The following is an 18,045-nucleotide window of genomic DNA, read 5'->3' as shown; positions in this document are numbered from 1 at the left end:
CCAACTGGATTGAAAGGCTCAACAGGAAGTACAGGAGAACCATCCAAATGAGAACATCCATGCCATCAGAAAAGTCCGTCATCTTCCTCCTGGCAGCCGTGGCGATGGAGGAAACAAAGACAACATATGAAAGGAGAATATATCAATTCAAAAACTGGAAAGAAAAGAATAAAATAACAGTGGAAGTACAGAGAAAGGAAAGATGAATTACACACTTTTAAGGACACTACCCTTGGAATCCGGCCCTTTTGGTTATCTTTGTATTTGATAGATTTACGCGTGAATAACCAAGAAAGTCATATACCCTATAAAAACGGCAGTGAGCACAAAACCCTCCCATCGCTCGATGGTGTATTTGGTAAACGAGAAGAACCAGATTAAAATCATGGAAACAACCATCATAGAGAGGTCGGTCAGGGTGATACCCTGAATGTGCATAGGAGCCACAAGACCCGTTATCCCAAGAACGGCAAGGATGTTAAACACATTGGAACCCAAAGCGTTTCCGATGGCAATGCCACTGTTTCCCTTGCGAGCCGACACCACGCTGGTAGCCAATTCCGGAAGCGACGTTCCTCCGGCAACAATGGTCAGTCCGATGACTGCTTGCGAAACGCCCAGTGAGGCGGCAGCTTTCGTAGCTCCTTCCACGAACAGATTACTTCCTCCGATGAGAGCAGCCAACCCTACAATCATCCACACAACAGAAACAAGGGGCGACATCGCGACCTTTGTTTTCCTTTCGGATTGCATCTGTTCGCTGTCATGCTCCATTTCGCTTTTCTTCACCTGCGCTCCACGCAATGTCATGAACATGAATATCAGAAAAAGCACAAAGAGAACGGCAGCATTCCATCGTCCTATCTCACCATCGAAACACATCATCATTAAGATGACAGATGCCACGAGCGCAAACGGTATGTCCTTTCCCACCGTTGTCTTGAGAATGGTCATGGGAGCCGACAGAGCCGCTACTCCCACTATCAACAGGGTATTAAAGATATTCGAGCCGACAACGTTTCCCACAGCCAAATCGGGTGTGTCTTTTATGGCAGAAACCAAACTAACACAAAATTCAGGCATACTTGTTCCCACCGCGACAATCGTCAATCCAACAACGATTTCCGGAATGTGCATTCGTTCAGCTATTCCCACGGCACCATCCGTAAGCCGGTCGGCTCCCCAAAGCACCAAAACAATCCCCACTAAGATAATCAATAAATTCAAAAACATAGGTCTTAATTCGTTTCTTTCACTCGTTTCAAATTCTCCCTCTCTCCCACTATCCACAGCATATCACCAACTTGCAGTGCCCTGTCGGGACTAATGAGCGTAAGATGTCGCTGCCCTTCGTCCACGCCGACCACCATACAGTTGTATTGGTCGCGAATGCCACTCTCGCGCAAGCTTTTCCCAATGAAAGGGCTCTTGGCAGATAGAGTGAGTTGTCGCAACACCATTTCCCGCTTCTCTATGTCGGTTTCCTCAGGATGAACCTCATGTCCTATTGCAACAGAGAGGGAGGCAAGCTGCTCATCGTTTCCAATCGCCTGTATCTTATCTCCGGGGAACAGAATGGTATTGCCTCCCGGAATATTCAAGCGATGAGAACCACGCAACAAACTGCTCACATGCACACCAAAGCGATTGCGCAGCTGGAGCTTTTGAAGTGGTTTTCCCGCCCATGTCGAATCTTCCGGCACATCAAAGCTACCGATGTGAATGTTGCGATCGAGCAAATGCCCCTCAAAGAGCGGACGACGGCGACCTTTTACCTGAGCTTCTATCTCTCTACTGCGCAGATTTTGCACAAACAGACGTTCCAGCGTAATACTTCGTTTCTTCAGACTTCGCGAGAGAATCATGAGAATAAGAAAGGCGATGGCAATGACAATGAGGATTGCATTCTTGAAGCGCGTGAGAAAGTTGCAGATATAAAAGATGAATGCCAACGCAATAATCATGCGTGCCAAGACGGTAAAAACAAGTGGAAGGCGATTGATTCGATTGACAGTCCACAAAGTCTTGAACTCCTCCGAATGGTTTTTCTTCATCACAATGGCGCGCAGGAAAGGCGAAATCAGCAACATGGTGAGCAATCCGCAAACCACGTTCCCCGCCCAATGTGTTCCCGTAATACCGATTGACAATCGGCGAAAGAATGGCAATGCCAACGAGAACATCAGCGTAATGGTTGCCGCGGATAAAATCCCGTAAATCAACGTATTGACCACCATCGCACGTATAAGGCTCTTCCATTGACTGTCGTTCGCCAATGGCTCGGAAGTATTATCGGAAATATGTGCCAAACGCCTTACCCATCGCTTGGGAAGACGACGAAGCAAAAGGTTGTAGCACGGCTCGGCACCACGGATCATGTAAGGTGTGAGGAATGTTGTGATCACCGAAACCGCAACTACAACCGGATAAAGAAAATCGCTAATCACGCCCAACGACAATCCCAAAGAGGCGATGATGAAAGCGAACTCACCGATTTGCGCCATGGAAAAACCGCAACGCATGGCATTTTTCAACGACTGACCTCCCAACATGAAGCCCATCGTACCAAAAACAGCCTGACCGAACAAGATGGTAAGTACAAGCAAGACTATGGGTAGGGCGTATTTCACGAGAACAACCGGATCGACCAACATGCCCACGGATACGAAAAAGATGGCTCCAAACAGATTCTTCACCGGTTCCACAAGTTTGATAATCTTATCTGCTTCTATGGTCTCGGCAAGGATGCTGCCCATAACGAACGCTCCAAAAGCGGCACTAAATCCCACTTGAGTGGACACCACCGCCATCAGACAGCAGAAGCCCAATGCCACAATGAGTAGGGTTTCGTTGTTTAAATATTGGCGAACTGCACGCAAGAATATGGGAATGGCAAAAAGACCGATGACAAACCAGAGAATGAGAAAAAAGCCAATGCGCATCAAGCTAATCAATATCTGCCCGCCGGCAGGATTCGTTCCTTCTGCCACCGCACTCAGCATCACCATCATCACGATGGCAAGGATATCCTCAAGAATGAGCACACTCATCACCGATGCGGCAAATCCTTGCTGCGAGAGTCCCATATCGGAAAACGCCTTATATATAATGGTGGTGGAACTCATGGAGAGCATGCCGCCAAGGAAGATGCAATCTATCTTTTTCCATCCAAAGAAGTAGCCTGCGCCAATACCGAGCACCATCATACAGAGAATAATGGTGCAGGCGGCAATGATGGGCGATGCTCCCATCTTCAGTATCTTCTTGACAGAGAAGTCGAGTCCGAGCGAGAAAAGCAGGAAGATAACACCAATGTCTGCCCAGATTTGTATGTCGCTTTTATCTATCACCTGCATCAGATAGGGCATGTGAGGCGAGACGAGAAAGCCCGCGACGATATATCCCAATACCAACGGCTGGTTAAGTTTCCTGAATACAATCGTTACAAATCCGGCAACGACGAGGATGAGTGCAAGATCCTTTACAAGGTCGGGAAGTTCTGACATATACAAAAGCTTTGAATCGTTCTTACTCCATCCCGAAAGGTGGGAAGATTTACTACGTGCCGGCTTACCATTAGATAAATACGATGATTTGCAAAAAAGTATCGATACCCATTGCCCATTCAACAACTTTTCGGCAGAAATTGAGCAACAGGTATCGGAACAGGGGATTAGTCGTTATATTCGGCAGTCAGCCTGCTGATGTTTATAATAACTTGCATTGCCTTTTCCATTACCTGAATGGAAACAAACTCGTAAGGTCCGTGGAAGTTTACGCCTCCCGCGAAGATGTTCGGGCATGGCAGTCCCTTGAAACTGAGTTGCGCGCCATCCGTACCGCCACGAATGGGTTGTACAAGCGGAGTTACGCCTGCTTGCTCCATCGCTTTTACCACAAGGTCGATGACATGGATGTTCGGATCTATCTTTTCCTTCATGTTGTAATACTGATCATTCAGCTTTATCTCCACCGTACCTTCACCGTATTTCTCGTTCATCTTCCGAACGCACTCTTCCATCACCTTTTTACGATTCTCAAACTTTTCTCTGTCGTGGTCGCGGATGATGTAGTTGAGCTTGGCTTCCTCACAACGGCTTTCAATACCGAGCAGATGGTAGAAGCCCTCGTACCCCTCAGTAGTTTCGGGTATCTCGTCCTGTGGCAACATCTGATTGAACTCCACAGCCAAACGGCTTGCATTCACCATCTTGCCCTTTGCGTAACCGGTATGTACACTTACGCCATGGATGAGTACTTTCGCGCCGGCGGCATTGAAATTCTCGTATTCCAATTGTCCGAGGTCGCCACCATCCATCGTGTACGCCCATTCGCAACCGAATTTCTCCACATCGAAGTGGTGCGCTCCCATACCGATTTCCTCATCAGGATTGAAGCCCATGCGGATTTTTCCATGTTCAATTTCCGGATGGTCGCGCAGATAGCACATGGCTTGTACAATCTCGGCAATACCCGCTTTGTCGTCGGCACCGAGCAGTGTGGTACCATCGGTAACGATAAGGTCTTCGCCCTTATGTTCCAATAGTTCCGGAAACATTTTCGGCGATGAGACCATGTTTTCATTCAACTGTATATCGCCACCCGAATAGTTGTTCACGATGCGTGCCTTGACATTTGCCCCACTGGCATCCAGTGCCGTGTCGTAGTGAGCAATAAACCCAATGGTGGGAACTTCCTTCTTCGTGGTAGCGGGCAACGTGGCGTAGATATACCCCATCTCGTCCATCTCTATTTCCTTAAAGCCTTCTCTTTCGAGTTCTTCCTTCAGGTATTTCGCAAAAATCAATTGTTTCGCGGTGCTGGGTACTGTTTCCGACTCATCGGCAGACTGTGTGTCGAACTTCGTATAATTTATAAATCTTTCTGCTATTTCCATCATATCTTGGGAATTTTAGTTATTTCTATTAGTTGCAAAGTTAAAAAAAACTTTATGCATATCAAAAACTTATTGGATTTATTTTTTGGGAAAAACAATGCGGACAATTCTTTCGGTTCTCTTAATTTTGTGTTCGGTTGTTCATTGATGAGCTTTTGCCTTACAAAAGCTTAGCTTTTGGCTCGCAAAAGCTAAGCGTTTAGAGTGCAAAAGCTAAGCTTTTGAAAAGCACATCGTAAGCACTTTATTATCAACACATTACAATCTATCCAAAAAAGAGGTTCTTGTCGATGGATTTTCGTGATATTAATATCGTCCGCAGAGGCATTATTCGAATGCCGCGCAGGGCTAAACTTGGAGTTACCGTTTATCAACCAATCGCGAATATGGATTTTACGTTTGAACAAATTTCATTAACAAAAAAAAGAGACCTCCACATAATGGCAAAGTCTCTTGTTGGTGACTCCGTTGGGATTCAAACCCAAGACCTCAGGAACCGGAATCCTGCGCTCTATTCAGCTAAGCTACGGAGCCATAAAGTGTTTGCAAAGATACTGCAAAACTTTGAAAACAGCAAAATTATCGAATGGAAAATCCCAATCCGATTTTTCATGATGCAAGTCAATCCACACATCAACCAATTTCGAGTTTCGATTTTTTTAGCTTCAGATGGTTTATGCTAATTCCAAATCCAAATCAACGATGAGCTTCGCAACAGCGTTGTTTTCCTTTTGCAGCCGTTCCAATTCCTGACGAGGCGTGAGAACCGGCTTTATCTCTTCTGCTTTGGCGAGCCTAATGGTAACTTCTATATTGCCGTTATGAAGTTGTTTTGCCATGGTGGCTCTGACTCGATTGCGAATGGCAAGCATTTCCTCCAATAAAATCTTGTTTTCAACAACGACTTCTATCTTAGGATGTTCCGTAATGACGGGCTTCAGATTTTTCATTCGCTGTGCCAGCCCGATGTTAAATTTCCCAATGCGCGTGCACATTCCCCGCCACTCCATGAGAAGCTGTTGCGAAGAGAAGTCCTGACTCTCGTCTTTGTTGGTTATGCTCACATCATCTTCCTTACTCTCCTGTGGTTTGTTCTCGTTGAGAAGATGGTTGAACGACAACCCGATGGTGCCCAAATTCATCTTGGGCATGCTACCCCCACCTCCAGCAGCTGACTTTTTCGTCTCGTATGTCTGGCGTGGGGAATCATCAACCATTTCTCCTTGGGTTGCCAAGGGTTGAGAGATGGTTTTGCGGCTCGCCCCGGACACCTGTCTGACCGGTTTAGGCTGAGCGTTGATGACAAGTTTCTTAAACAGGGATTTCAAACGTTTAGGGCTACGCCCCGAGGCAGGTACGTCGTCATCTTCCTGAGTGATTTGCGCCACCTGAATAAGCGTGATTTCCACCAACAATCGTTTGTTAGAACTTTGCCGATATTCAATGTCGCAACGATTCATCAGCCGCAAGGCTTTATAAAGGAACTTCGTGGGACATTTCCCGGCTTGTTGCTTGTAACGCTCGGCTTGTTGCTTGCTCACTTCAAGCAAAGGCAATGTTTGTTCGTCCTTCGCCATGAGCACGTTACGTACATGACTGGCAAGTCCGTTAACAAGGTGTCCTCCATCAAATCCCTTATTAATAATGTCATTGAGCAAGACCATGATTTCACTCACCTTGTTTTCCATGGCTAAATCCACAATGCGAAAATAATTATCTGCATCGAGAACGTTAAGATCCTCTATCACCTTTTGATAGGTAATGTTGCCTTGCGAGAAACTTGCCGTTTGATCAAAGATGGAAAGCGCATCGCGCATTCCGCCATCAGCTTTCTCCGCGATGATGTTCAGGGCTTGTTCTTCGTATTTTATCCCTTCCTTTTCTGCCACCTCCTTCAGGTGTTCAATGATGTCGGGAACGGTCATGCGCTCAAAATCATAAATCTGGCAACGCGAGAGAATAGTGGGGAGTATTTTGTGTTTCTCCGTTGTGGCAAGAATGAATATGACATGAGCCGGCGGTTCCTCCAATGTTTTGAGAAAAGCGTTGAAAGCCGCCGTGGAGAGCATATGCACCTCATCGATGATAAAAACCTTGTATTTCCCCACTTGCGGGGGAATACGTGTTTGTTCCATCAGCGATTTGATATTCTCCACCGAGTTGTTGCTGGCAGCATCCAGTTCAAAAATATTATAGCTTCGCCCTTCGTTGAAGGATTTGCAACTTTCACATTCGTTACAAGCTTCGCCGTTCGCCGCCGGATGCGCACAATTGATGGCCTTGGCGAAGATGCGCGCACAAGTAGTCTTCCCTACTCCGCGCGGTCCGCAGAACAAATAGGCATGAGCCAGTTTCCTGCTCTTCACCGCATTCTTCAGCGTGGTGGTAAGTGCCTGCTGTCCCACCACCGAATCGAAAGTAACGGGGCGGTATTTTCTCGCAGAAACGATGTATTCGTCCATATATAAATCATTGATAGTTTTTGCAAAGGTAACAAAAAGTTAAGACATGGAGATTAGGGGCAGAGGGAATTAATTGTTAATTTGCCAAAAATCTTATTCAACACGCTACCTTTCTCAAATCTTTTGATTACTTTTGCAAAGGATAGCGGTGAATGGTCGTTCGGACAGTCTCCGAGGAGTTTCCGCTGTCATGGATGCAAATTCACTAACAGCTGATTGCGTGAGTCGATTTACGGGACATATCTTTTATTTTCTCAGCAAGTTCAAGTATCATATTGTCATCATACTGGGCGTGCTGGTCGTGGGTGTGCTGGATGAGAACAGCTTCACCAAACTCATAAAGTACGCTTATCAGATACAAGACTTAAAGGCGGAGATTGCCAAATACGAGACACAATATCATCAAGACACGGAATTACTGAAAGAAATAAAGCGCAATCCCAATGCGATGGCAAAGATTGCTCGCGAGCGTTACTTTATGAAAGCCGATGACGAGGACATCTTTGTACTTAGCGATGATGAACAAGCGACAGATAACAAACACGATGAACCAGTTGAATAAAATTGAGAGCTTATTGTTTATGGCAGGTGGCGTCCTGATGGTAACGGGTGCGGGATTATATGCTTTTCTTCTTTGGCAACCGGTGGCTTGTTGGTTGATGTTGGTGGGGGCTGTCTTCTTCGTTCTCATGCAGATGCGTCAGAAATATTCAGGGAATAGCATTACCATAAAACGACTGCGCAAGATTATGTCAATAGCCAATATCGGGTTTATTCTCGCAGGTCTATTCATGGTGGAAGACTCCTATTCCTTTATTGAGCCTTTGTTTTCAAAGTCGATTGGTGGTTATACCACTTATGTGAACGTGTTTCATCATAATTGGGTGGTGATTTTGCTCATTTCCGCAGTCATAGAAGTTTACACCACTCATCGAATTAGCTATGAATTGGGCAAGGACAGCGAGCGACAAGATGAAAAAACACTAAAAAAGGATTGATTAGTTTTAAATTGAATGAAAAACTTTCGTAACATCAACTATACATTGTATATTTGTGGTGAACAAGGAAAATGTATATGAACAAGATTCTTTATGCCGCTATTTCGCTCGTAGTTTTTGCCTCATGCGCAAAATCTTATAACATTCAGGGTACTTCCAATGTCTCCGGTTTGGACGGAAGGAAATTATATCTGAAGATGTCGCACGCCGACTCATTGTTAAACCTTGACTCGTGCGATGTAGTACACGGCGAATTCATCTTCCACGGATCTGTGGATTCCGCAAAGGTGGCACAGGTTTTCATGGACGATATCAATCTTCAGTTCCCCATTGTAGTGGAAGAAGGCGACATCGTGTTGAAATTAGACAACACGCAACAGAGCGTAAGCGGAACCCCGCTAAATGAAAAGCTGAACGCCTTTTGGACAAAGTTTACCCAACTACGCAACCAATATACCGAAATAGACCATGAAGAGAGTGCTGCCATTCTCAACGGACAAGACGAGGAAACGGTTAATGCACGCTTAATAAAGAAAGCTCTAAAAGTGTATGCAGCGGGAGACGAGCTATTCACCAACTTTGTTACAGAGAATTTTGACAACATCCTTGCTCCTTGGGGATTTTTCACTCGCGTTACCTACGATACCACACCGGATGCTTATCCCGTTTGGATGAACGATTATCTATATATGTACGCCTTAAACCAACTTCCGGCGTGGGTGGAGTATATCATGACGAAAGCACCGGAAAAGTTTAAGGAGAATCCTCATATCAAGGAGTTCTATAATAACTTTCTACAGGCACAAAAAGAAATGAATGGAACAGCCGACTCTCATCCGGCACCGTTGCCAGCAGCAGGCAATGACGCACCGACTGCCGGTGTTACACCTCCCACTCCTGCAGAAATGGCGGGCGACACCATACAAGGGAGAGAATAAATTATAATCTCATAACAGGACACAGCGATGAGGAAACTCATTAAAGGCGGAATAATCGTTAATGAAGGGCGTGTGTTTAAGGGCACAATCGCCATAGAAAACGATAGGATTGATGAAATAACCGAAGACGAACAGTCTGCCCGTGGCACATTCGATGAGGTCATCGATGCCACGGGTTGTTTTGTATTACCCGGAATTATTGACACCCACGTTCACTTCCGGGAGCCGGGAATGGAAGCGAAAGCAGACATGGAGAGTGAAAGCCGAGCAGCAGCATATGGTGGTGTTACCTCTTTCTGCGAAATGCCGAATACACTTCCGCAAACAACAACGCCGGAAGCACTCAACGATAAGTTTGCAAGGGCAAAGCGAAGTAGTCACGTAAACTATGGTTTCTTTTTCGGTGCGACGAACGCCAATAGTCCTCTCATCAAGCAATTGAACATTCATGACATACCCGGTGTAAAACTATTTATGGGTGCCTCAACAGGAAATATGCTGGTTGATCAACGCAAGGCCTTGGAAGACATCTTCTCCACTGCCGCGGAGATGCACCTGCCCTTAATGACCCATTGCGAAGACTCGACTATCATCAATGAAAACATGAAAGCTGCCAAGGCGAAGTATGGCGACGACCCTGCCATCACGCATCACTGCGAAATCAGAAGCGAGAAAGCTTGTTGGCAATCCTCAAGTCTCGCGGTGCAATTGGCGTTGAAGTATAACACACAGCTGCACATTGCCCATGTAAGCACTGCTCGCGAGCTTTCATTGCTCGACATGCCGGGGGCAAAGGATTTGGTTACGCTGGAAGCGGTGATAGCCCATCTTTACTTTACCAATGACGATTATCTCGTAAAGAAAGCACTCATAAAGTGCAACCCGTCAGTGAAAACAACTCACGACCGCACCGAACTCCGCAAAGCATTGACAGATGGCAGAATAACGACTATCGGAACGGATCACGCACCTCACCTCTTCGCTCAGAAACAAGGAGGATGTGCGAAGGCAATGTCAGGTATGCCCATGATTCAATTCTCTTTACCTACCCTGTTGGAACTGGTTGACCAAGGAGTTCTCTCAATGGAAAGAATGGTGGAGCTGACTTCCCATGCTCCCGCACGCCTCTTCTCCATCGACAAGCGTGGATATTTGCGTCGGGGTTACAAAGCAGACATAACGATTGTCCGCCCCGATACTCGATGGGTGGTGAACGAAGACATCATACAGAGCAAATGCAAATGGAGCCCGATGCAAGGACATGAATATCATTGGAAAGTGGTTCATACGCTTTGCAATGGACAACACATCCTAAACGGAGATAAATTCAACTCCGAATATCGAGGCGAACAATTATCATTTAGACATTAAACAGATGATAGCGAGAATAGTCATACCTTTATTGCTTATCATAGTGCTGTCCGATGTATATATCGATGCTCACTATTTTCGCAAACATTACAAAATATCATGGTGGCTGCGACTGCTTTGGTGGACGCCTTCCATTTTCCTTGTTACTTACACCTGCGCCCTCGCATCCATAGAAAGTTTTGCTCCTCATAACCTGACATGGCTCAACGCCTATCTCTTATTGATAGGTATAGTAGTAGGACCAAAAGCCATCTTTGCCGTTTGTTCCTCGATAGGATGGTTCATAAGGAAATTCATCACCCACACACATCGCAACCCGGGACATTACATCGGATTGGCGATAAGCTGTTTCATGGTAACGATGTATCTCTACGGACTGACTTTCGGCTTTTCCCAAATTCGCGTGAGGCACATCAACCTCACATTCAATGACCTGCCTGCCACATTCGACGGATATAAAATCGTTCATGTATCCGATCTTCATTTAGGAACTTTCAAAGGATGGCGTGCAAGGATTTTGAAAGCCGAAATGGATAGTATCAGCAAGCAACGGGCTGACCGCATTTTCTTTACCGGAGACCTTCAAAACATGCGCCCACACGAGGTGGAAGAAATGGCACACGTTATCAGGAATGCCATGAAAGGCACCATAGCCGTCTTGGGAAACCACGACTACACGGAATACGTTAAAGGCACTCCGGAAGAGCTTTCGCGACAAGAACAACGGTTGAGAAAGGTGATCCGCGACTCATTGGAATGGACATTGCTCACCAACGCCAACATGACGCTTCACAAAGACAATGATTCCATATATATATGTGGAGAGGAAAACGACGGACTGCCACCTTTTCCAAACAAGGCGGACTTAAAAAAGACTATGCGAGGCATCCCCGACAACGCTTTTGTCATCATGCTGCAGCACGATCCGTCGGCATGGCAACGCTCCATCCTTCCTCACACACACGCACAACTGACGCTCAGCGGGCACACCCATGCCGGACAAATGCAAGCAATGGGCATACGACTTTCACAACTATGGCTGCGAGAAGACTACGGACTCTTTTCCGAGAACAATCGCTATCTATACGTTACTGCGGGACTGGGCGGTTTAATACCGTTTCGTCTGAACATGCCCAACGAAGTTACCGTCATCACGTTACACACCACAAAAAGATTAAGATGAAAGCTCCCACCGAAAAGATACCAACAGACATCCCGACAATGAAAACAAAAGTCTCGCATGGCAGCCGAATGACAAGAGCGGTGTATTGCCTCTACACACTCATCATCTTTCTTCCGCTATTCATCCTCGCATCAATTCTGACAACAGTGGCAACAGTGGTTGGATGCGCCCTGGGGAACGGACATTTCTGGGGCTATTATCCCGGAAGATATTGGTCTCGATTTACCATTCGTCTCCTTCTACTACCCGTGAAAGTGGAAGGACGAGAACATCTTCATCCACACCAAAGTTATGTTTTCGTGAGCAACCATCAGGGCGCATTCGACATCTTCCTGATATATGGTTTTTTGGGACGCAACTTCAAGTGGATGATGAAAAAAGGCATCCGCAAGATTCCCTTTGTAGGGGTGGCTTGCGCCTATGCGCACCACATCTTTGTGGATAAGAGTGGGGCCAGCAAAATCAAGAAGACTTACGATGAGGCACGTGCCACATTGAGAGAGGGCATGTCGCTGGTGGTCTTCCCGGAAGGAGCACGCACGTTCACCGGACACATGGGAAAGTTCCGGCGCGGTGCTTTCATGCTGGCAGATGAAATACAGCTTCCGGTTTGTCCACTCTCCATCAACGGCTCCTTTAACGTCATGCCACGAACCAAGGACTGGCATTTTCCCGTATGGCATCCCATCAGTCTGACAATTCATCAACCCATCCTGCCGAAAGGAAAGGGAACGGAATACGAAAAAATGGCAATGGAAGAAGCCTATCGAGTGATAGAAGCGGGATTAACACCGGAATATCAAGGTTATGTGGAAAATCCCGACCAATGAGCAAGGGGCGGACATGGAGTTTGCAGGATTATTCTCAACGCGCCGAGCCGAGAAAGTTTACAAACCGACTTGTCAAATGATGCCACAAGAGAAATTGCTCACCGGCAATTTACCGTGGCAAAAAAGAGAACATAGATTTGTTACATTCGGATAAATATACTACATTTGCAAAAAACAACGAACAATGGACAGCGACAGCATTGTAATCATTCCCACTTACAACGAGAAAGAGAACATAGAGAAAATCATCCGGGCGGTCTTCGGCTTGGAAAAGTGTTTTCATGTATTGGTAATTGATGACGGAAGTCCGGACGGAACGGCACGAATTGTTCACCAAATGATCGAGACAGAGTTCTCCGACCGTTTGTTCATCATCGAGCGTACGGGGAAACTTGGATTGGGAACGGCATATATTCGTGGGTTTAAGTGGGCATTGGAGCACGGCTACAAATATGTATTCGAGATGGATGCTGACTTCAGCCACGACCCCAAAGACCTGCCTCGCCTCTACGATGCCACCCACAACGAGGGCTACGACGTGGCAGTGGGGTCGCGCTACGTCAGCGGAGTGAACGTGGTAAATTGGCCCATTGGTCGCGTATTGATGAGCTATTTCGCCAGCAAATACGTGCGTTTCATCACGGGCTTCCATGTTCACGATACCACTGCGGGATTTGTATGCTATCGCCGCAAAGTATTGGAAACCATACCTTTGGATGATATTCGCTTCAAAGGCTACGCTTTTCAGATAGAAATGAAATACACCGCTCACAAGATTGGCTTCCAAATAAAAGAAGTGCCTGTCATCTTCGTCAATCGCAGGGAAGGCATCAGCAAGATGAGTGGTGGAATCTTCTCCGAAGCCTTGTTTGGAGTCATGCGACTGCGTTGGGACGGATGGTTCAGAAAATATCCGGAAATAAAAGATTAAGAATGTCGCCAACAGCTCCATCGCAGCCTCCGCTCCAATGATGCCGGCTTGGTCTTTATTTCTTTACTTCCACCTGATTTTTTCATGTCTTTATTTTACGATGAATAACTCCTTCATATGCCTCCATGGAGCTGTGCGTTACGTCTCTATAGAGTTGTGTGTTACGTCTCTATAGAGTTGTGCGTTACGTCTCTATAGAGTTGTGCGTTACGTCTCTATAGAGTTGTGTGTTACGTCTCTATAGAGACACACTTAACGCCTCTATAGAGACGTTTTGTGCTTACTAAAAACGCCTTTTCGATTGATGCTTTTTCGGCGTAATGGACATTTGGTAGGCTGAAAAGCTCCAGATGTCCTTTATTTATTACCTTTGTGCCATTTGAAAACCTATGAATACACGAGTTCGGGATAAGAAAATCTTTAGAAAAGTTCCAATTGCCTTGATTTCTCTACGTGTACCGGCAGTGCCTCCGGCTTATTGTCAAAGAAACAATAGGCTGTAAGAGCAGAACATAAGTTCATGATGAAATTATGTATTGATCGGTGCCGTGAATGTACAAGGTTAGCCTTGTTCTTGAGCAACTCGTTGATACATTCGATGATGTATCTCTTTCTAAGCATGATTCTGTCATACATAGGCATAAGTTTGTTCTTCATGTTCGCTTTTAGACCATGTACGAGATGTATGCCTTGGTCGAACAATGTTTCAAAGAGTTCCTTTTTGATATATCCTCTGTCAGCGAACACTTTTCCATACAAGACTTTTGTAAAAACGCTCCACACCCGTTTATCTCTGTCATCAACATTTGCCCCTGTAAGACAGAAGGTTATAATCTCGCCAGAGTCATTACAGAGCAGGTGCAGTTTAAAGCCGTGACACCAACCCATAGTACCTTTTCCGTTCTTCGCGAAACCGGCAAATACCTTGTTGAAATAACGCCGTACATTATGACATACAGGGATCATGGTACTGTCGACAAACGTTATCCCTGTACATTTGCCAAAGGCATAAAGCTTCATAAACATCATCATCTGGAAGAAAACACGTGGCATTAGTTCCACGAAACGATTGTAGGATACAGCATCGGGAAACTCCTGCTTGAGTTGTCCGCGAATGCAGTTGAGGTAATACTCCTTGAAGTTACGGTATGTACCGAAATGATAGCACACAAGAATAGTCATAATTTCGCTTTCAGAAAGACGACCTTTACGATTTCTATAACGTTTTCCTTTACCGTTATGGGTAGGCAAAAAAAGGTTGTTTTCGAGTTCAGAATTCAAATTTCTGTTAAATTCATCTATAATACAGAATATTTCAGTAAATTTGTCTTTGGTAATTATCGCTTTGTTTTTATTTGAAACTTGATGATTATCACCACTAAAGGTACAAATAATAAGCGAGATTGCCAACTTTTAAGAGCTTTTCTTATCCCGAACTCGCGTAATATATAACTTATAGAGCGGTTTCTTTTCGTTATTCTTCTCTTTTCAATATGGCTGTCATGGTGGGTTGGGTGGTCTCCAATTCTATTGTGTAGGAGGCTTCATAGAGTAGGGGGAGTGTGTCCTTACCTGCCTTCATGACTTGCTTATAGGTAATTTTCTTGTAGTCTTCGGTCACGGTCGTGTCGTTCTGATAGTCGTATTGCTGTTCCGTTGTGTCGTTTTCGAGTGCATTCTGGGGTTCTACTTCCATTTTTTCGTACTCTTCGACCGTCATTGCGGAGTCCGCAGAACTTGCCGCATCTATGCAACTGTCGAGGTAGGCTGTGTCAGCCACCATCGTGTCAACCTCTGTGGAGTCGGATACGGTTTTGTAGATGTATTCGTATTTTTGTTGTTGTCTTTCGAGGCTGAAGCTCAGGTCTTTTTTCAACTTGGCTGTCTGCGTCGTGTATCTGTTGTTTCGGTTGGTTCCGTCGAGCGGTTTCCCGATGGTTGCCGTCCCTTTTTTGAATGGTATGTGATAGAAGTTGTTCCACATCGTGAACCCCGGACAACAGACGTTGAGGAAAATTTTGGTGAGTGTGCTGCCTATTTGTGGCATCTGAAGCATCTTCATTGTTTCCTCCATTTCCTTTTCCGTCTCTTTGTCGGCCTTTCCCGATGTCAACAGTATCTCATGAATCTTTTCGCATATCTTTTGCCAATGTCGCTGTCCGTCCATGATGGTCCATGTGTCCATGTTGGGAGACAGGAGTACGGTGATTTTGTTTTGTTTGAAGTAATCGAACACCGCTCCCACCAGTGTATCAAACTCCTTGTCGGCGTCCGACTGGTTGTATTCGGGTGTCTCGGCAATCTCCAAAGTGGCTACTATGACGTACGGGGTTACATCGTTTATCTCTATTGTGAATCGGTTTTTCAGCTGGTTCTTGTATAGTGCCATTGCCAGTCCGCCTATGTATTGTGTTTGCATGGAGGCTTCCGGCATTATTTCTAACGGTGCGAACAGGCCAAAATCGGGAATTTTCATGTTGGCTGTTTCAGGATGGATGTTGTCGATGGTGAGGCAATAGCTTGCCTTGAGCCCCTTTCTGAATTTCTGATGGTAGTTGTCCACAGTGGGGTTGGTGTGTCTATGTGCCAAGATTGGTAGGCAGACTGCTGCGAGCAGCAATAGTATTATTTTTCTCATGATGGTCGTTTGTTGGGTTGTTGGCAGCTTATTGTTCTCTTCTGAGTATGATTCCCACTTTAGGCTTCTTGCCGTCTCTTTCAATTTCGTAAGTTTGTTCGTAGAGAGTCGGCATCGAGTCTTTCCCGATAATCAGGTGATAGTGCCTGTGCTCCAAGGTAAATCGGGCGGTTTTCTGCGCCTTCTCGTCGGGTTGCGGATCTGTCGTGTTCCCGTTTTCGTTTCCATCAGTCCACACGCTGTCTATTTCGACGGAGTCTGCCTCATCGTATGACCAAGCGATGGCTCGGCGACTATACTGGTCGGATGTCATTTCGAACGAGTTGTCGGCAGCCATTTCGGCCTTTTCCACCGTGTATGTCTGTTCCTTATCGCTGTCGTTGATTGGTTGCCCCGTGGTTTTCTGCCCCAAACAGAAAGGTGTGTTGTAGGCTTTCTCGAACCAGTGGAGGGCGGGACATGCCATGCGGATGAAAAATTCCAACAGTCTTTGTCGGGGAGTCGGGTACTGGAGCTGGTAATCCTCTGCTTTTTTCGCATCGTAGTCCGTACCTTTCCGTATTCCCATGCGCTCCGACAGATTGTCCCAATGTTCTTTTCCGCCCACCAGCATCCAACTGTTCATGTCGTTGGGGAAGAACATTGTGAATTTGTTTTCCTCCAAATACTCTGTCATGGCTTTCGAGACCTTGTCAACCTCTTTGACATCAGTCTCTTTCTTCTCTTTCGGTTTGTGAATGAGCAGCGAGAAAACCGTGCCGTAGGGTGTCGTGTCAATCACCTCAAGCGTGAACTTGTGGCACTCTTCGTCGGAGAAGGCATATCCAGAGAGACCAAAATAGCTGTACATGATGAGCTGTATTTGGTCAGATTGGTCGAGAAGCGAGTAGTACTTGGGGACATCTGTCTCCTCAACGCCATCGCTGTCAATGGTAATCTGGAAACTGTAGGTGGCTTTCTGACCTTTCTCAAATCGTGGCCGGTAGGTCTGCGCCCCAGTCGTCGTCAACCCTTGCGCCATGGTCGTCAGGCAGAGGATTGTCGTCAGTGCGGTAATTAGTATTCTCATGCTAATTGATTGTATGATAATTCATCAGCAAATGTAATTATTAAAAACGACAAACGGAAATGTTTTTCAGTAAATTTTCAATTTTTTTTCTTTTCGTTCTTTTATTTGGTGGTATTGGATATATTCAGTAACTTTGCCGATGAAGATAAGATCGTTTATGGATTCACAACCCAATAAGAAACCCACCTATACCGTACCGGTGGCCATCTGCGCCGCCGTGCTCGTGTTCGGCTCGCTGCTGCTGGCCTTTCTGATGGCTACGCGCGACATGGCGCCACCGCGCAAGTACGAGGTCGATATGTCGGGCTCGGTCATCGGCATCGATACCACGTCGAAGATTCCCGTGCTGACGAAGGAAGAGGCCAAGGAAGTCGAGGTCAAGGACCACAAGAAAGTCGATTACGTCGAGCCAGCCCCGAAAGCCGACGAGGAGAACATACCGGCACCGGAGCCCATCATCGTGCCGTCAACACCCCCGACGGTGATAGAAGAGTCAGCCCCTGCGGAGACAAAAGCGCCGAAAACCGGAGAGAAAGCGCCGAAAATAGAAATCAAGTCGCCCAAGGTAGAGCCGATAGAGTAGGCCGTCTTCAGCCCCCTGTCAGCTGCTACAAAAGCCGTGGCAATCCAAAAGCTGACCTTTTGCATTGCGAAAGGGCAGAGATGACCGTGTGAAAGCTCACCTTTCGCAGTCCCGTTTCTCAGATGCTGTCTTTTCCTGAATTCAC

At 46.1% G+C, this 18,045-nt stretch carries 17 protein-coding genes and 1 tRNA gene; 10 read left to right on the top strand and 8 right to left on the bottom strand.

Translation table 11 applies throughout. The features are described from left to right. Positions 1-206, top strand: a 206-nt coding sequence (locus ETF27_RS10525; RefSeq protein WP_193557221.1) for a transposase, incomplete at its 5' end; no start/stop codon positions are given. A 67-nt stretch (positions 207-273) separates the two neighbouring features. Here ETF27_RS10525 and ETF27_RS10520 read toward each other — a convergent pair. The 5 genes from ETF27_RS10520 to ETF27_RS10500 all read right to left on the bottom strand — a co-directional run bounded on the left by ETF27_RS10520 (position 274) and on the right by ETF27_RS10500 (position 7,359). Further along, positions 274-1,233 carry a calcium/sodium antiporter gene (locus ETF27_RS10520; RefSeq protein WP_147785808.1) on the bottom strand — a complete coding sequence of 320 codons (960 nt, stop codon included), beginning with the start codon at positions 1,231-1,233 and terminating at the stop codon, positions 274-276. Between the two features lie 5 nt (positions 1,234-1,238). Next, positions 1,239-3,506, bottom strand: a complete 2,268-nt coding sequence (locus tag ETF27_RS10515) for a cation:proton antiporter (RefSeq protein ID WP_147785807.1) — start codon at positions 3,504-3,506, stop codon at positions 1,239-1,241. 167 nt (positions 3,507-3,673) lie between these two features. Beyond that, positions 3,674-4,897, bottom strand: coding sequence for a peptidase T (gene pepT / locus ETF27_RS10510; protein WP_147785811.1), 1,224 nt, complete (start codon positions 4,895-4,897; stop codon positions 3,674-3,676). Positions 4,898-5,354: 457 nt separating this feature from the next. Continuing rightward, positions 5,355-5,431 (bottom strand) — tRNA-Arg (locus ETF27_RS10505). 140 nt (positions 5,432-5,571) lie between these two features. Further along, positions 5,572-7,359, bottom strand: coding sequence for a DNA polymerase III subunit gamma/tau (locus ETF27_RS10500; RefSeq protein WP_147785806.1), 1,788 nt, complete (start codon positions 7,357-7,359; stop codon positions 5,572-5,574). Positions 7,360-7,579: 220 nt separating this feature from the next. Here ETF27_RS10500 and ETF27_RS10495 point away from each other — a divergent pair, with 220 nt between their 5' ends. The 8 genes from ETF27_RS10495 (at position 7,580) to ETF27_RS10465 (ending at position 13,610) form a co-directional block, all read left to right on the top strand. Beyond that, complete coding sequence (locus ETF27_RS10495; RefSeq protein WP_147785810.1) at positions 7,580-7,921, top strand: FtsB family cell division protein; 342 nt, start codon at positions 7,580-7,582, stop codon at positions 7,919-7,921. Continuing rightward, a complete protein-coding gene (locus tag ETF27_RS10490; protein WP_181951331.1) occupies positions 7,905-8,357 on the top strand; it encodes a hypothetical protein in 453 nt (150 codons plus the stop codon). The genes ETF27_RS10495 and ETF27_RS10490 overlap by 17 nt, the downstream gene beginning before the upstream one ends. 77 nt (positions 8,358-8,434) lie before the next feature. Further along, on the top strand, positions 8,435-9,295 hold the full coding sequence (locus ETF27_RS10485) for a DUF4369 domain-containing protein (RefSeq protein ID WP_147785805.1): 861 nt from the start codon (positions 8,435-8,437) through the stop codon (positions 9,293-9,295). A gap of 27 nt (positions 9,296-9,322) precedes the next feature. Further along, positions 9,323-10,666: a dihydroorotase gene (locus ETF27_RS10480; RefSeq protein ID WP_147785804.1), complete on the top strand. Its 1,344-nt coding sequence runs from the start codon at positions 9,323-9,325 to the stop codon at positions 10,664-10,666. A gap of 4 nt (positions 10,667-10,670) precedes the next feature. After that, a complete protein-coding gene (locus ETF27_RS10475) occupies positions 10,671-11,849 on the top strand; it encodes a metallophosphoesterase (protein ID WP_147785803.1) in 1,179 nt (392 codons plus the stop codon). Positions 11,850-11,887: 38 nt separating this feature from the next. Continuing rightward, positions 11,888-12,679, top strand: coding sequence for a lysophospholipid acyltransferase family protein (locus ETF27_RS10470; RefSeq protein WP_130829593.1), 792 nt, complete (start codon positions 11,888-11,890; stop codon positions 12,677-12,679). Next, positions 12,657-12,833 carry a hypothetical protein gene (locus ETF27_RS11225; protein ID WP_158635994.1) on the top strand — a complete coding sequence of 59 codons (177 nt, stop codon included), beginning with the start codon at positions 12,657-12,659 and terminating at the stop codon, positions 12,831-12,833. Before ETF27_RS10470 ends, ETF27_RS11225 begins: the two co-directional genes overlap by 23 nt. A 30-nt stretch (positions 12,834-12,863) precedes the next feature. After that, positions 12,864-13,610 (top strand): polyprenol monophosphomannose synthase, encoded by a 747-nt coding sequence (locus ETF27_RS10465; RefSeq protein WP_130829594.1) that lies wholly within the window; start codon positions 12,864-12,866, stop codon positions 13,608-13,610. Positions 13,611-14,030: 420 nt separating this feature from the next. On the opposite strand, the gene ETF27_RS10460 is transcribed toward ETF27_RS10465, so the two are convergent. From ETF27_RS10460 to ETF27_RS10450, 3 genes are all read right to left on the bottom strand, one after another. Further along, positions 14,031-14,951 (bottom strand): IS982 family transposase, encoded by a 921-nt coding sequence (locus ETF27_RS10460; protein WP_147785809.1) that lies wholly within the window; start codon positions 14,949-14,951, stop codon positions 14,031-14,033. A 133-nt stretch (positions 14,952-15,084) separates the two neighbouring features. Further along, entirely contained in the window at positions 15,085-16,248 is a 1,164-nt protein-coding gene (locus ETF27_RS10455; protein ID WP_147785802.1) for a hypothetical protein, read from the bottom strand. Between the two features lie 28 nt (positions 16,249-16,276). Next, complete coding sequence (locus ETF27_RS10450) at positions 16,277-17,317, bottom strand: hypothetical protein (protein ID WP_147785801.1); 1,041 nt, start codon at positions 17,315-17,317, stop codon at positions 16,277-16,279. 157 nt (positions 17,318-17,474) lie between these two features. On the opposite strand from ETF27_RS10450, the gene ETF27_RS10445 reads away from it, so the two are divergent. Further along, positions 17,475-17,900, top strand: a complete 426-nt coding sequence (locus ETF27_RS10445; RefSeq protein WP_147785800.1) for a hypothetical protein — start codon at positions 17,475-17,477, stop codon at positions 17,898-17,900. Positions 17,901-18,045 lie beyond the last annotated feature (145 nt).

This window comes from Prevotella brunnea, assembly GCF_008016795.1.
GTDB classification, from domain to species: domain Bacteria; phylum Bacteroidota; class Bacteroidia; order Bacteroidales; family Bacteroidaceae; genus Prevotella; species Prevotella brunnea.
This window is presented reverse-complemented; position numbering and strand designations above follow the sequence as displayed.